Genomic DNA, 14,664 nt, shown 5'->3' on the forward strand with positions numbered 1-14,664 from the left:
GTCTGTGATCTTTGATCAAAGATCAGCAGCGCCGGACGATACCCGCGCCCGCCGGCGCCAGGTCAGGGGGTTATCCCTGAGACGACATCAATGCGCCTGCCTCAATGCGACTGCAGTTGCGCGCGCAGCATCTCCACCGCGTGCCGGTGCATCTGGCTCACGCGCGATTCGCTCACGCCCAGCGCGCGGCCGATGTCCTTGAACATCATGTCGTCCTCGTAGTGCATGAGCATGACCTGCTGCTCGCGCTCGGGCAGGCCACGGATGGCGTCCACCAGGGCCAGGCGCATGCGCTGCTGCTCCAGCACGCTCAGCGGCTCGTCGTGGGTGTCGCCGAACTCCCTGCCGTGCAGGCCGTCGTCGTCCTCGTCGCCCGCCAGGCCCAGGTCGTCCAGGGACATCAATTGGGAGCGGTGCAGTTTGGCCTGCAGCGCGTGGTATTCGTCCAGGGAGAGGCACAGTTCCGCGGCCATCTCGCTGTCGTGCGGGCGGCGGCACAGGCGCTGCTGCAGGCGCTGGCCGGCCTCGTCGATCTCGCGCCGGCTCTGGCGGCAGCCGCGCGAGGCCCATTCGGTGAAGCGCAGCTCGTCGATCATGGCGCCGCGGATGCGCGGCATGGCGAATTTCTCCAGGCCACCGGCCTCGGCCTCGGCCGGGTCGCAGCGGCCGATGGCCTCATTCAGGCCGATCAGACCGGCCTGAATGAGGTCGTCCACGTCCACCGAAGGCGGCAGCTGCGCGCGCAGGTGGCGGGCGACGCGGCGCACCAGGGGTTGCATCTGGCGGATCTGCTCGTTGCGCGAAGCGGTGGAGGCGGCGGCGGTGGTCATGTGAAGCTCCCCTGAATCCGGCCGGATCGTGAGGTTTTTCACTCCCTCGGCCATGGGGGGAACTGTAGGAACGGCGCACCGGCGCGTCTGTGGGGACTGTTCGATCGCCCCTGTAGGCACAACACCGAATGCCATGTAGGTGAGTCCGGCATCCGCGTCAGGCTTTGCAGTAGGCGCTTAGGCATTTTTTAAGGAGTTGTGAGTGAAGGATTACAACGATTCGCCACATTTCATGCGCAGAATCCGCGCTCCTTCTTCGTCACGTTCCCTACCCGGGCGCGTCGGCGGTCGGCAATCTCCGGAGTCACCCCCATGCCTGCCATTCCTTCCGGGCGCACCCTCGCCCTGGCTGTCCTGTTCCCGTTGCTGTTGCCCGTTCTGCAAGCCTGCGGCGGCCCCGCCGACGCGCAGGGGGGCCCACCCCCGGCCATGCCGGTGAGCGTGGCGCCCGCGGTCCAGCGCAGCGTCACCGACGTCGAAACCTTCAGCGGCCGCCTGGAAGCGGCCGAGTTCGTGGAGCTGCGCCCGCGCGTGGCCGGCACCATCGACAAGGTGCACTTCACCGACGGCGCCACCGTGGCCGCCGGTGCCTTGTTGTTCACCATCGACCCGCGCCCCTTCGAGGCCGAGGTCGCGCGCGCCGAATCGCAGGTGGTGGCCGCGAAATCGCGCGCCGACCTGGCGCAGACCGAGTACGCGCGCGCCCAGAAGCTGCTGGACAGCCGCGCCGTGTCGCGCCAGGAGTTCGACCAGCTCGCCGCCGGCGCGCGCACCAGCGAGGCCGACATCAAGGCCGCCGAGGCCGCGCTGCGCGTGGCGCGCCTGAACCTGGCCTACACGGCGGTGCGCGCGCCCATCGGCGGGCGGCTCTCGCGCGCCAACGTCACGGCGGGCAATCTGGTGAACGAGCAGGTGGTGCTCACCAGCATCGCCGCGACGAACCGCGTGCACGCCTACTTCGATGGCAGCGAACAGACCTTCCTGCGCGTGCGCGCCGCCGGCAACGCCAGGCCCGTGGTGCGCATGGGCCTGGCCAATGAGCAGGGCTACCCGCACCAGGGCACGCTGGATTTCGTGGACAACCGCCTGAACCCGCAGACCGGTGCCATCCGCCTGCGCGCCAGCTTCGACAACCGCGACGGCCGCTTCGTGCCCGGCCTGGCCGCGCGCCTGACCATGACCACCAGCGCGCCCTACCAGGCCACGCTGGTGCCCGAGCGCGCCATCGGCACCGACCAGAACCGCAAGACCGTGGTGGTGGTGGGGCAGGACGGCCAGCCGCAGTTCCGCGTGGTGCAGCTCGGCGCCCTGCAGGACGGCATGCGCGTGCTGCTGGGCGATGCGGTGAAGCCCGGCGAGAACGTGGTGGTGGAAGGCCTGCAGCGCATCATGCCCGGCGTGCCGGTGCAGCCGCAGGTGCTGAAGGTGGACGAGAAGGGCATGCCCATCACGCCGCCGCCCGCCACGCAGCAGCCGGCCAAGTAAAGGGAGCGCCCGCATGGACATCTCCCGGTTCTTCATCGACCGGCCACGTTTCGCGGCCGTGCTGTCGATCTTCATCTTCCTCGTCGGCACGCTGGCCATCTTCCAGCTGCCGCTGTCCGAGTACCCCGAGGTCGCGCCGCCGCAGATCGTGGTGCGCGCCCAGTACCCCGGCGCCAACCCGCGCGTCATCAGCGAAACCGTGGCCACGCCGCTGGAGGAGCAGATCAGCGGCATCGAGAACCTGCTGTACTACGACTCGCAGGCCACGGCCGACGGCGCCATGGCGCTGACGGTGACGTTCAAGATCGGCACCAGCCCCGAGGCGGCGGAGACGGCGGTGCAGAACCGCATCAACCGCGCCCTGCCGCGCCTGCCCGACATCGTGCGCCAGATCGGCGTCACCACCGAAAAGAGCAGCCCCAACCTGACCATGGTGGTGCACCTGGTCAGCCCGGACAACAGCCGCGACGCGCTCTACCTGCGCAACTACGGCCAGATGAGCGTGCGCGACGACCTGCTGCGCCTGCCCGGCATGGGGTCGGTCATCCTGTTCGGTGCGGGCGACTACGCCATGCGCATCTGGCTGGACCCGGGCAAGCTCGCCGCGCGCAACCTCACCACCGCCGAGGTGGTGGGCGCCATCCGCGAGCAAAACGCGCAAGTGGCCGCCGGCACCGTGGGCGCGCCGCCCGCGCCCTCGGGCACGGAGTTCCAGCTCGCGGTGAACACGCAGGGCCGCCTGACCACCGAAGAAGAGTTCGCCGACATCATCGTGCGCACCGACCCGGCCACCGGCGGCTTGATCCGCATCCGCGACATCGGCCGCGTGGAGCTCGCCGCCGGCACCTACGCGCTGCGCAGCCTGCTCAACAACAAGGAGGCCGCGGCCATCGCCGTGTTCCAGGCGCCGGGATCGAACGCGCTGGCGCTGTCCAACAGCGTGCGCGAGACCATGGACCGGCTGTCGCAGAGCTTCCCGCCCGGCGTGGAGTACGACATCGTCTACGACCCGACGCGCTTCGTGCAGACCTCGATCGAAAAGGTGGTGGTGACGCTGCTGGAGGCCGTGGCCCTGGTGGTGCTGGTGGTCATCGTCTTCCTGCAGACCTGGCGCGCCTCGCTCATTCCGCTGCTGGCGGTGCCGGTGTCCATCGTCGGCACCTTCGCCTTCCTGTTGCTGCTGGGCTATTCCATCAACACGCTCACGCTGTTCGGCCTGGTGCTGGCCATCGGCATCGTGGTGGACGACGCCATCGTGGTGGTGGAGAACGTCGAGCGCAACATCGAGGAAGGCCTGTCGCCGCGCGAGGCCACCATCAAGGCCATGCGCGAGGTGTCCGGGCCCATCATCGCCATCGCCCTGGTGCTGTGCGCGGTCTTCGTGCCGCTGGCCTTCGTGCCGGGCCTCACCGGGCAGTTCTACAAGCAGTTCGCGGTGACGATCGCCATCAGCACGGTGATCTCGGCCTTCAACTCGCTCACGCTGAGCCCGGCGCTGTCGGCGCTGATGCTGCACCCGCACGACCAGTCGCCCGACCGCCTGACGCGCGCCATGGACAAGGTCTTCGGCCGCTTCTTCCGCTGGTTCGACGCCGCCTTCCACCGCCGCAGCGAAGGCTACGGCCGCCGGGTGAACTACATCGTTCGGCACAAGACGGTGTCGCTGGCGATCTACGCGGTGCTGCTGGGCGTGACCGGCCTGCTGTTCGCGCGCATCCCGGCCGGCTTCGTGCCCGCGCCCGACAAGCAGTACCTCATCGGCATCGCGCAGTTGCCGGCGGGCGCGTCCATCGACCGCACCGACGCGGTGATCCGCGAGATGAGCGAGATCGCGCTCAAGGTGCCGGGCGTGATCGACTCGGTGGCCTTCCCCGGCCTGTCGATCGCGGGCTTCTCGGCGGCGCCGAACGAGGGGATCATCTTCTTCGGCCTGGCGCCCTTCGAGGAGCGCACCTCGCCCGAGATGAGCAAGGAGGCCATCCTGGGCCAGGTCAACGGCGCCATCCAGCAGATCCAGGGCGCGCGCATGTTCGTGGTGCCGCCGCCAGCGGTGGATGGCCTGGGCAACGTCGGCGGCTTCAAGCTGCAGGTGCAGGACCGCGGCGGCCTGGGCGAGCAGGCGCTGTACGGCGCGGTCTGGGGCACGCTGGGGCAGATCTACGGCAACCCGCAATCGTCGGTGGGCACGCCGTTCTCCAGCTACGACATCAACGTGCCACAGCTCTACGCCAACGTGGACCGCACGCGCGCCAAGCAGATGGGCATCCACCTCTCCGACATCTACGACACCATGCAGGTGAACCTGGGCTCGCTCTACGTGAACGACTTCAGCCGCTTCGGCCGAACCTACCAGGTGGTGGTGCAGGCCGACGCGCCGTTCCGCGCCGACGCCGAGGCCATCACCAACCTGAAGACGCGCAACGCCGCGGGTGAAATGGTGCCGCTGGGCGCGCTGATGACGGTGGAGCCCAGCTTCGGCCCCACGCGCGTGACGCGCTACAACGGCTACCCCTCGGCGGACGTGAACGGGGCGCCCAACCCGGGCTTCTCGTCGAGCCAGGCCGAGGCCGAGATCGAGACCTTGCTGCAGCGCACGCTGCCGCGTGGCATGACCTATGAGTGGACCGAGCTGAGCTACCAGGACCGGCTCACGCGCGACTTCACCATCCCGGGCACGCAGGTCACGCTGCCCGTGCTGGCGGCGGTGCTGCTGATCTCGGTGTTGCTGGTGATCCTGGTGCTGGCCGCGCAGTACGAGAGCTGGAGCCTGCCGCTGGTGATCGTGCTCATCGTTCCCATGGGCATCCTGTCGGCGCTGTTCGGGGTGTGGCTGTCCAGCCTGCCGTTCTTCGGGCAACCGGGCGACCTGAACGTCTTCACGCAGGTGGCGCTGGTGGTGCTGGTGGGCCTGGCCTGCAAGAACGCGATCCTGATCGTCGAATTCGCCAAGGAGCTGGAGGAACGCGGCGAGGCCCTGTACGACGCGATCGTGCACGCCTGCCGCATGCGGCTGCGGCCCATCCTGATGACCTCCATCGCCTTCTGCGCGGGCGTCATTCCGCTCATCGTGGGCAGCGGCGCGGGCAGCGAAATGCGCCGCGCCATGGGGATCGCGGTGTTCTCGGGCATGGTCGGTGTCACGCTGTTCGGCATCTTCATGACGCCGGTGTTCTATGCGCTGCTGCGCTCGCGGAGGGCCCATCGCCTGGGCCAGGATGAAGCAGAGGTGAAGCATGCGTGACAAGGAACACCCCCGCCGCGCTGCGCGCGACCCCCTCAAGGGGGCGACACCGACGGCCCGGCAAAGCCGGTTCCGTGGTGTCTCTGGCTTGAGCCGCTTCACGCCTGCCGGGTTGGTGCTGGCCGCGCTGCTGACGGGATGTGCCGCCGTTGGGCCGGACCATGAAACGCCCGCTGTCGCGCTCGACGAGCGGTTCATCAACGCCGGTGCCGCGGGCAGCAACGCCCAGGCGCCGGGCGAGGACATCGCGCGCTTCTGGCGCGGCTTCAACGATGCGGCACTGGACGCGCTGATCGAACGCGCGCTGGCCGCCAACACCGACATCCGCCTGGCGCAGGCGCGCCTGCAGGAGGCGAGGGCGCTGCAGGGCGAGGCCGACGCCGCCGCGCGGCCCGGCGTGGCCATCGAAGGCAGCGCCCAACGGTCCGTGGCGCCGCAGACGCAGCAGCCCGGCGCCTCACGCAGCGAGCGCACCGGCAACAGCTTCGACGCCAGCTTCATCGCCGGCTGGGAGCTTGACCTCTTCGGCCGCGTGCGCCGCACCCGCGAGGCCGCCGCCGCGCAGGTGAGCGCCAGCGAGGCCGGCCTGCACGCCGCACACACCGCCGTGGCGGCCGAGGTGGCGCGTTACTACATGGAACTGCGCGGCCTGCAGGAACGCCTGCGCGTGACAGAGGCCAGTCTCGTGAACCAGCGCGAGTCGCTGCGCCTCACCGAGGCGCGGCTGGAAGCCGGCCGGGCGCGCCAGCTCGACGTGGCCGGTGCGCGCGCCCTGGTCGCCAGCACCGAGGCCCTGATGCCCGCGCTGCAGGCCGGCATAGAGGCCGCGGCCTACCGCCTGGCCACGCTCACGGCGCAGCCGCCACGCACGGTGCTGGCCGACGTGGCGCTGCCCCGGCCGCTGCCGTCGCTGCCTGTGACCGATCTGGGCACGCTGCCCGTGGGCACGCCGCAGCAGTGGCTGCAGCGCCGGCCCGACGTGATCGCGGCCGAACGCCAGTTGGCGGCGGCCACCGCCCGCATCGGCATTGCGCGCAGCGAGCTCTACCCGAGCGTCTCGCTCTCTGGCTTGTTGGGTTTCAACGCGGCTCGCCTGGGCGACCTGTTCACCAGCGACGCGGCGCGCTACGCGCTCGGCGTGGGCCTGTCCTGGACGCCGTTCGACTTCGGCGCCATCCGCTCGCGTGTGGCCGCCAGCGAAGCGCGCGCCCAGCAGGGCCTGGTGGTGTTCGAGCAGACCGTGGCGCTGGCGCTGGAGGAAACCGAAGGCGCGTTCAGCGGCTTCAACCGCAACGCCCAGCGCGCCGAGCGCCTGCTGGAGGCCGCGCGCCACGCCGACGAGGCCGCGCAACTGGCCCGCGCGCGCTTCGAGGCCGGCGTGACCGACTTCCAGGCCGTGCTGCAGGCCGAACGCGAGGTGCTCTCGATCCGGGAGCAGCTCACGCAGGCCCAGGTGGGCGTGGCCACGGCGCTGGTGGCGGTGTATAGGGCCATTGGTGGTGGGTGGACGCCCCCGGCGGCGGCCACCGCCGCCGCGCGTTGAGTCCTGAACTCAGTTCACCAGCACCAGCTTGCCCTTGACCGAGCGCGATCCCATGATCGCGTAGGCCTTGTGCAGCTCGGCCATGGGCAGGGTCTGGTCGATCACCGGCTTGACCTGGCCCCTGGCGTACATCCCGGCGAGCGCCTGCATCATGGCCGCGTTGGCCTGCGGCTCGCGCTTGGCGAAGTCGCCCCAGAACACGCCCACGATGCTGGCGCCCTTGAGCAGCGCCAGGTTGAGTGGCAGGGCAGGAATGGGCCCGCTGGCGAAGCCCACCACCAGGTAGCGCCCTCGCCAGGCGATGGAGCGGAACGCCGGTTCGGCGAAGTCGCCGCCCACGGGGTCGTAGATCACATCGGGGCCTTTACCTTCGGTGAGGCGCTTGATCTCGTCGCGCAGGCTGGTGAGCGGGCCGTGTTGCGCGTAGTTGATGGTGGCGTCGGCACCGAGCGAGCTGCACAGCGCGCACTTCTCGTCACTGGAGGCGGCGGCGATCACGCGCGCGCCAGCGGCCTTGGCGATCTGGATGGCGGCCGTGCCCACGCCGCCGGCCGCGCCGAGGATCAGCACCGTCTCGCCCGCCTTGAGTTGCGCGCGGTCCATGAGGGCGTGGTACGAGGTGGCGTAGATCATGATGAAGGCCGCCGCATCCACGGCAGGGAAGCCTTCGGGCAGGGGCATGCACAGCGCGGCGGGCGCCAGGGTGTGGGTGCCGAAGCCACCGGTGCCGCTGAGGCAGGCCACGCGTTGGCCGGGCTTGAGGTGCTTGACGCCTTCGCCCACGGCTTCCACCACACCCGCGTATTCGCTGCCGGGCACGAAGGGCAGGGGCGGCTTCATCTGGTACTTGTTCTGCACGATGAGCAGGTCGGGGAAGTTCAGGCTGGCCGCTTCGATGCGGATGCGCACCTGGCCCGCGCCCGGCTCGGGCGTGGGCAGCTCCTTCCATTGCAGGGCGTCGACGCCGATGGGGTTTTCGCACAGCCAGGCGTGCATGGGGGTCTCCTCTCGTGAATGGGGGTGCGGGGCATGATAGGGATCGGTCTTGCGTTTGCGCAGGGGGTTTTGTCCCTTGGGTGACGGGGGGTGTGGGCGTTCTTCTTGCTCGTCACCACCTCGCGAAGCTCGCGGCCACTGGGTGCCCTGCTCCGCGAATGTCCCCCGGACCGGCTGCGCCGGTCCTCCTCCTTTATTTCGCTACGCAGGGCACCCAGCGTCCGCGAGCCACAGACACGGTGGCGCACCAACCGATCGAGTGCCAACGAGGTCGGCGGTGATCGGGTGTCCGGCGTAGCGAAATAAAGGAGGAGCCAAGGGCGCAGCCCTTGGCGGGGGACATTCGCGGAGCCGGACACCCGAGCGCCGATGACCGGACCAGCCGGAGAAAGAACACTCAAGATAAGAAGAAAGCTCGATACCCCCAGGTCAATAGAATTTCGCCCATGAAAATCCTGATCTCGAACGACGACGGCTTCCAGGCCAAGGGCATCGTCGCCCTCTACGAGGCCGTGAAAGCCCTGCCAGACGTCGAAGTCGAGGTCGTTGCCCCCGAGCACAACAACAGCGCCAAAAGCAACGCATTGAGTCTGCATTCCCCGCTGTACGTGCACACCGCCGCCAACGGATTCCGCTACGTCAACGGCACCCCCGCCGACTGCGTCCACATCGCCCTCACCGGCCTGCTGGGCTACCGGCCCGACCTCGTCATCTCCGGCATCAACAACGGCGCCAACATGGGCGACGACACCATCTACTCCGGCACCGTCGGCGCGGCGATGGAGGGCTACCTGTTCGGCATTCCCGCCATCGCCTTTTCCCAGACCGAGAGGGGCTGGGCCCATCTCGACGTGGCCGCCGCCCAGGCCGCCGCGCTGGTGCAGCAACTGCTGCCCTCGCTGCCCGAATCGGCCAAACGCGGCGACGCCTGGCTGCTCAATGTCAACATTCCCTGCCTGTCGGCCGAGCAGATCCGGGGCGTGAAGGTCACGCGCCTGGGGCGCCGCCATGCCGCCGAACCGGTGATCGTGCAGGTCAACCCGCGCGGCGAAACCATGTACTGGATCGGCAGCGCCGGTGCCGCGCGCGACGAGGCCGAGGGCACCGACTTCCACGCCACGCAGCAGGGCTACGTGAGCCTCACGCCGTTGCAGGTGGACCTGACCGACCACGACACGCTGGCGTACTGGGTGCCCACGGCGGCGGCGCTGTCGAAGGAGGACGCGTGAAACCGCCGCAGCCGCGCCAGCGCCCGGGCTTTCCGGCCCGTTTGCCCGCCGGCACACCGGCCCCCGCGCCGGCACGCCAGCACAAGCCCGAGGCTCCCGCGGCACGCACGGCCGCCGCGCCCAGCGGCGTCGGCATGGACTCGGCCGCCGTGCGCGCGGCCATGGTGCGCAAGTTGCAGGGGCAGGGCGTCTCGCACCCGGCCGTGGTGGCCGCCATGCTCGCGGTCGAGCGCCACCGCTTCGTCGATTCGGCGCTGGTGAACCAGGCCTACGAGGACACCAGCCTGCCGATCGGCCAGGGCCAGACCATCAGCAAGCCCGGCGTGGTGGCGCGCATGGTCGAGCTCTTGTGCCAGGCGCGCGTGCAGCCCCTGGGCCGCGTGCTGGAGATCGGCACCGGCTGCGGCTACCAGGCCGCCGTGCTCGCCCGCGTGGCCAAAGAGGTCTACAGCATCGAGCGCATCCGCAGCCTGCACGAGAAGGCGCGCGACAACCTGCGCGCCTTGCGCGTCCCGAATCTTCATCTGCTGTTCGGTGACGGCATGGTGGGATTCCCGCGAGGCGCGCCCTATGCGGGCATCATCGCCGCGGCCGGCGGGAACGATCTGCCGCCGGCCTGGATCGACCAGCTCGCGGTCGGCGGCCGGCTGGTGGCGCCGGCCGTCACGGCCGCCGGGCGGCAGAACCTGGTGGTGATCGACAAGACCGCCACCGGCGTGATTCGCACGGAGCTCGAGGCCGTTCATTTCGTGCCCCTAAAATCGGGCCTCGCATGACGGTCCCGCCCTTGCTGGCGCAGAGCGTGAATCGAAATGGGGCCCCCTCGCGGGCCCGCAAGACAACGGTGGAGTCTTCATGAACCAAATGGCAAAACACGACCTGGGCCTTACCCGGGCGCAGGGGCACACGGCGGCGCGCGCGCTGACGTGGTCCGTGCTCGGCCTGGCCCTGCTCGTGAGCGCCTGCAGCACACGCGTGTCGCGTCCCGCACCGGTCGAAGACCGGGGTACCTCCCGGTCCGCCGCGGAGACGAGCGCGCCGGCGCCCGCCCCGGCGCAGCCCCGCGTGGGCTACGTGACGGTGCAACCCGGCGACACGCTGTACCGCATCGCCCTCAACGCGGGCCAGGACTGGCGCGACATCGCCACCTGGAACAACCTGCCGAACCCGAACGCCATCGAGGTGGGCCAGCTGCTGCGCGTGGTACCGCCCGCCGCCACGGCCGCCGCGCCGGCGCCCGCCCCCAACGGCGTGTCCACGGCGCCCGTCACCAGCAGCGGCGTCACCTCGCGGCCCCTGAGCGAGACCAGCCCGGCCGCCGCGCCGGCTCCCGCACCCCCGGCGGCCCCGGCGCCCGCGCCAGCCCCTGCCGCGGCCGGCGACGAGATCCAGTTCGTCTGGCCGGCCTCGGGCGCGGTCATCGCGAACTTCGACGAGAACACCAACAAGGGCGTGAGCATCGGCGGCAAGATCGGCGACCCCGTGGTGGCGGCGGCGGATGGGCGCGTGGTCTACGCGGGTGCCGGCCTGCGCGGCTACGGCAACCTCATCATCCTGCAGCACAACAACACCTACCTCACGGCCTATGCGCACAACCAGGCGCTGCTGGTGCGCGAGAACCAGGCGGTGCGCCAGGGCCAGAAGATCGCCGAGATGGGCAGCAGCGACACCGACCGCGTGAAGCTGCACTTCGAGGTGCGCCGCCAGGGCAAACCGGTCGATCCGCTCTCCCATTTGCCGAAGCGCTGATCCGGCGCGAATGGCCTGGCCTGTCCTCGTCTTCGACATCGAGTCCATTCCGGACGTGGATGGGCTGCGCGCGCTGCGCTCGGCCGGTGCCGACCTGAGCGACGAGCAGGTGCACGCCGAATGGGTGGCCGAGCGCAAGGAGAAGGGGCAGAGCGACTTCATGCCGCTCTACCTGCAGCGCGTGCTGGTCATCAGTTGCGTGTTCCGCAACGCCGAAGGCCTGCGCATCCACTCCTTTGTCGACAAGGACGGCCAGAGTGAAGGCCGGGTCATCCAGAGCTTCTTCCAGGCGATCGAAAAACACGTGCCCCAGCTCGTGAGCTGGAACGGCGGCGGCTTCGACCTGCCCGTGCTGCATTACCGCGGTCTGCGCCATGGCCTGGAGGCCAACAAGTACTGGGACATGGGCGAGGACGACCGCGAGTTCAAGTGGAACAACTACATCGGCCGCTACCACATGCGCCACCTGGACCTGATGGACCTGCTGGCCATGTACTCGCCCAAGAACAACGCGCCGCTCGACGCCATGGCCAAGCTCTGCGGCTTTCCGGGCAAACTGGGCATGGACGGCTCGCAGGTCTACGCCCAGTACCTCGCCGGGCAGACGGACGCCATCCGCCGCTACTGCGAGACGGACGTGATGAACACCTACCTCATGTACTGCCGCTTCCAGAAGATGCGCGGTGGTTTCACGCCCGACGAGTACGAGCGCGAGATCGCCTACGTGAAGGAAACGCTGGGTGGGCTGGCACCCGGTGAGTCGCACTGGCAGGAATACCTCGCGGCCTGGGCATGAGCGCTGGCCCGCTGACGGCCTGAGACAATCGCGGGATGTCCTCTGACGTTCCGCACAACACCTACCCCACGTTCCCCGACGGCTCGCTCGCCGTCGAATCCCTGGACATCGAAGCCCAGGGCATCGCCCACCGCGCCGACGGCAAGGTGGTCTTCATCGAAGGCGCGCTGCCGTTCGAGCAGGTCAGCGTCTCCGTCCACCGCAAGAAGAACAACTGGGAGGCCGCCACCGTCACGGCCATCCACCGCGAGTCCTCGCAGCGCGTGCGCCCGGCCTGCCCGCACTTCGGCCTGCACGCGGGCGCCTGCGGTGGCTGCAAGATGCAGCACCTGCACCCGGCGGCGCAGGTCGCCATCAAGCAGCGCGTGCTGGAGGACAACCTCTGGCACCTGGGCAAGGTGCGCCCCGAGACCGTGCTGCGACCCATCGAAGGCCCCACCTGGGGCTACCGCCACCGCGCGCGCCTGTCGGTGCGCCACGTGCACAAGAAGGGCGTGGTTCTGATCGGCTTTCACGAGCGCAAGAGCCGCTACGTGGCCGACATGGGCGTGTGCCTGGTGCTGCCGCCGCACGTGAGCGACATGCTCGCCCCGTTGCGCGAACTCATCTTCGGCATGGACGCGCGCGAGACCTGCCCGCAGATCGAACTGGCCTGCGGCGACAGCGTGACCGCGCTGGTGCTGCGCCACCTCGAGCCCCTGAGCGAGGACGATCTGGCGCGCCTGCGCGCCTTCGGCCAGCAGCACGGCGTGCAGTGGTGGTTGCAGGCCAAGGGGCCGGACACGGTGCGCCTGCTGGACGAAGGCGGCGAGCAGTTGAGCTACGCCTTGCCCGACTACGGCGTGCTCATGCCCTTCAAACCCACCGACTTCACCCAGGTCAACCCCTCGATCAACCGCGTGCTCGTCTCACGCGCCCTGCGCCTGCTCGACGCGAAGCCAGACGAGCGCGTGATCGACTGGTTCTGCGGCCTGGGCAACTTCACCCTGCCCATCGCCACCACCGCGCGCGAGGTGCTGGGCGTGGAGGGCAGCGAGGCCCTGGTGGCCCGCTCGCGCGAGAACCTGGCGCGCAACAGCGAAGGCCGCGCGCAGCCTTTCGCGCCCACCACCTTCGCCGCGCGCAACCTGTTCGAGATGACCCCCGAGCAACTGGTGGCCGACGGCGTGGCCGAGAAGTGGCTGGTCGACCCGCCGCGCGAGGGCGCCTTCGCCCTTTCCAAGGCCCTGGCCGATTTGCACCAGCAACCCGAACTGCGGGGCGACTGGACGCCCCCGAGGCGCATCGTCTACGTGAGCTGCAACCCCGCCACGCTGGCGCGCGACGCGGGTTTGCTGGTGCACCAGGCGGGCTACCGCTGCGTATCGGCCGGTGCCGTCAACATGTTCCCCCACACCGCCCACGTCGAGAGCATGGCGGTGTTTGAGCTGGCGGACGCTGGGCGCCCTGCGTAGCGAAATAAAGGAGGAGCCAAGGGCGCAGCCCTTGGCGGGGGACATTCGCGGAGCAGGGCGCCCAGTGGCCGCCAGCGCCGCGAGGTGCAGGCCAGAAGCCGTCAGGACGTCGGCTTCTCCGAAGAAGCCTTTTCAGCAGGAGCCGCCTCGCCCTCCGACGGCATGCCGACCACGCTGTTGTCCCGCATGTACTGGTCCATCTCCCGCCAGCCCGCGAACACCGCCGCCTTGCCCGCGCGCGGATTCGACTGGAAGCACAACTCGATGCTGCGCACGGCGTGCCGGCAGGCGCTGCCGATGGCCCGGCCTTCGGCCTCCTTGCGCGCATTGACGGCCGTGGCCGACTCGATGCCCAGGGCATCGCAGCCGGCCAGCCAGGTGCTGGCGAGTGTGAGCAGGATGAGGGCAGGGCGGCGCATGGTGGTTCGGGGTGTTGCCCCTGAACTTCGGCCGCCCGGCCCGGAACTTGACGGTCTCGGCCAAGAAAAAAGGGCCCGAAGGCCCTTCTTTCATCAGGTGGAAAACGCCACTTATTCGCGCTCGCCACCGAACACGCCCAGCAGCATCAGCAGGCTCTGGAACACGTTGTACAGGCTCAGGTACACGCCCAGGGTGGCGCTGATGTAGTTGGTTTCCTCGCCGTCCTGCACGCGCTTGAGGTCGTACAGGATGAAGGCCGAGAACACGCCCACCGCCAACACCGAGATGGTGATCATCAGCGCGCTGGACTGGATGAAGACGTTCGCCACCGCGGCCACCAGGATGAGGATCGCGCCGATGAACAGGAATTTGCCCATGTTCGACAGGTCGCGCTTGATGACGCTGGACAGCGAGGCCATGCCGAAGAACACCGCCGCCGTGCCGCCAAAGGCCATCATGATCAGGCCGGAGCCATTGGCGAAGCCCAGCACCATGGCCAGCAGGCGCGACAGCATCAGGCCCATGAAGAAGGTGAAGGCCAGCAGGATCGGCACGCCGGCGGCCGAGTTCTTGGTCTTCTCGATCGCGAACATGAAACCGAAGGCGCCGCCCAGGAAGACGATCAGGCCCAGGCCGCCCGTGAGGCTGGCCGTGATGCCGGTGGCCACCCCCACCCAGGCGCCCAGCACCGTGGGCAGCATGGACAGCGCGAGCAGCCAGTAGGTGTTGCGCAGCACGCGGTTGCGTTGCGAAGCGCTGGCCGAGACGGCGGTACCGAAGCGGCCGTTGGTTTGAACGTGGTCGGACATTGTGTGGACTCCTTAAGTCAACCCTAAGATTCGGGCATTGTGCCCGAGGTTCCCGTGCCCCTCAACGCGGTGTCGTGCGCCGTTGATGACAGGGTGAGCTCAGTTGTGACCG

The 14,664-nt window shown here is 69.3% G+C and carries 12 protein-coding genes; 8 read left to right on the forward strand and 4 right to left on the reverse strand.

The genetic code is table 11. The features are described 5' to 3' along the window. Nucleotides 1-101 precede the first annotated feature (101 nt). Nucleotides 102-830 (reverse strand): sigma-70 family RNA polymerase sigma factor, encoded by a 729-nt coding sequence (locus GTO19_RS19415; protein WP_291023839.1) that lies wholly within the window; start codon nt 828-830, stop codon nt 102-104. 312 nt (nt 831-1,142) lie between these two features. On the opposite strand from GTO19_RS19415, the gene GTO19_RS19420 reads away from it, so the two are divergent. From GTO19_RS19420 to GTO19_RS19430, 3 genes are all read left to right on the forward strand, one after another. Beyond that, nucleotides 1,143-2,315, forward strand: coding sequence for an efflux RND transporter periplasmic adaptor subunit (locus GTO19_RS19420; RefSeq protein ID WP_291023842.1), 1,173 nt, complete (start codon nt 1,143-1,145; stop codon nt 2,313-2,315). 13 nt (nt 2,316-2,328) lie between these two features. Next, nucleotides 2,329-5,556, forward strand: a complete 3,228-nt coding sequence (locus GTO19_RS19425) for an efflux RND transporter permease subunit (RefSeq protein ID WP_291023845.1) — start codon at nt 2,329-2,331, stop codon at nt 5,554-5,556. A gap of 88 nt (nt 5,557-5,644) precedes the next feature. Then, entirely contained in the window at nt 5,645-7,099 is a 1,455-nt protein-coding gene (locus GTO19_RS19430) for an efflux transporter outer membrane subunit (RefSeq protein ID WP_291023862.1), read from the forward strand. 9 nt (nt 7,100-7,108) lie between these two features. Here the strand turns inward: GTO19_RS19430 and GTO19_RS19435 are convergent, their stop codons facing one another. Next, nucleotides 7,109-8,095 carry an NADPH:quinone oxidoreductase family protein gene (locus GTO19_RS19435; protein ID WP_291023865.1) on the reverse strand — a complete coding sequence of 329 codons (987 nt, stop codon included), beginning with the start codon at nt 8,093-8,095 and terminating at the stop codon, nt 7,109-7,111. Nucleotides 8,096-8,541: 446 nt separating this feature from the next. Here GTO19_RS19435 and surE point away from each other — a divergent pair, with 446 nt between their 5' ends. From surE to rlmD, 5 genes are all read left to right on the forward strand, one after another. Beyond that, nucleotides 8,542-9,324 carry a 5'/3'-nucleotidase SurE gene (gene surE / locus GTO19_RS19440; RefSeq protein ID WP_291023868.1) on the forward strand — a complete coding sequence of 261 codons (783 nt, stop codon included), beginning with the start codon at nt 8,542-8,544 and terminating at the stop codon, nt 9,322-9,324. Nucleotides 9,325-9,365: 41 nt separating this feature from the next. Further along, a complete protein-coding gene (locus GTO19_RS19445) occupies nt 9,366-10,100 on the forward strand; it encodes a protein-L-isoaspartate(D-aspartate) O-methyltransferase (protein WP_291024494.1) in 735 nt (244 codons plus the stop codon). 79 nt (nt 10,101-10,179) lie between these two features. Further along, nucleotides 10,180-11,073 (forward strand): peptidoglycan DD-metalloendopeptidase family protein, encoded by an 894-nt coding sequence (locus GTO19_RS19450; RefSeq protein WP_291023870.1) that lies wholly within the window; start codon nt 10,180-10,182, stop codon nt 11,071-11,073. 10 nt (nt 11,074-11,083) lie between these two features. Then, complete coding sequence (locus GTO19_RS19455) at nt 11,084-11,869, forward strand: 3'-5' exonuclease (RefSeq protein WP_291023874.1); 786 nt, start codon at nt 11,084-11,086, stop codon at nt 11,867-11,869. A gap of 35 nt (nt 11,870-11,904) precedes the next feature. Beyond that, nucleotides 11,905-13,323, forward strand: coding sequence for a 23S rRNA (uracil(1939)-C(5))-methyltransferase RlmD (gene rlmD / locus GTO19_RS19460; protein WP_291023876.1), 1,419 nt, complete (start codon nt 11,905-11,907; stop codon nt 13,321-13,323). A 101-nt stretch (nt 13,324-13,424) separates the two neighbouring features. On the opposite strand, the gene GTO19_RS19465 is transcribed toward rlmD, so the two are convergent. Both GTO19_RS19465 and GTO19_RS19470 read right to left on the reverse strand, forming a co-directional pair. Beyond that, nucleotides 13,425-13,742, reverse strand: a complete 318-nt coding sequence (locus GTO19_RS19465; protein WP_291023879.1) for a hypothetical protein — start codon at nt 13,740-13,742, stop codon at nt 13,425-13,427. Nucleotides 13,743-13,853: 111 nt separating this feature from the next. Beyond that, nucleotides 13,854-14,552, reverse strand: a complete 699-nt coding sequence (locus GTO19_RS19470) for a Bax inhibitor-1/YccA family protein (RefSeq protein WP_291023881.1) — start codon at nt 14,550-14,552, stop codon at nt 13,854-13,856. Nucleotides 14,553-14,664 lie beyond the last annotated feature (112 nt).

Source organism: Hydrogenophaga sp. (assembly GCF_011772445.1).
In the GTDB taxonomy this organism is placed as follows: Bacteria; Pseudomonadota; Gammaproteobacteria; order Burkholderiales; family Burkholderiaceae_C; genus Hydrogenophaga.

Bases quoted from the DNA above. Each gene is read 5' to 3' on its own strand.
- GTO19_RS19415 (WP_291023839.1), bottom strand. From the start codon at position 830: ATGACCACCGCCGCCGCCTCCACCGCTTCGCGCAACGAGCAGATCCGC.
- GTO19_RS19420 (WP_291023842.1), top strand. From the start codon at position 1,143: ATGCCTGCCATTCCTTCCGGGCGCACCCTCGCCCTGGCTGTCCTGTTC.
- GTO19_RS19470 (WP_291023881.1), bottom strand. From the start codon at position 14,552: ATGTCCGACCACGTTCAAACCAACGGCCGCTTCGGTACCGCCGTCTCG.
- GTO19_RS19455 (WP_291023874.1), top strand. From the start codon at position 11,084: ATGGCCTGGCCTGTCCTCGTCTTCGACATCGAGTCCATTCCGGACGTG.
- GTO19_RS19450 (WP_291023870.1), top strand. From the start codon at position 10,180: ATGAACCAAATGGCAAAACACGACCTGGGCCTTACCCGGGCGCAGGGG.
- rlmD (WP_291023876.1), top strand. From the start codon at position 11,905: ATGTCCTCTGACGTTCCGCACAACACCTACCCCACGTTCCCCGACGGC.
- surE (WP_291023868.1), top strand. From the start codon at position 8,542: ATGAAAATCCTGATCTCGAACGACGACGGCTTCCAGGCCAAGGGCATC.
- GTO19_RS19425 (WP_291023845.1), top strand. From the start codon at position 2,329: ATGGACATCTCCCGGTTCTTCATCGACCGGCCACGTTTCGCGGCCGTG.
- GTO19_RS19435 (WP_291023865.1), bottom strand. From the start codon at position 8,095: ATGCACGCCTGGCTGTGCGAAAACCCCATCGGCGTCGACGCCCTGCAA.
- GTO19_RS19465 (WP_291023879.1), bottom strand. From the start codon at position 13,742: ATGCGCCGCCCTGCCCTCATCCTGCTCACACTCGCCAGCACCTGGCTG.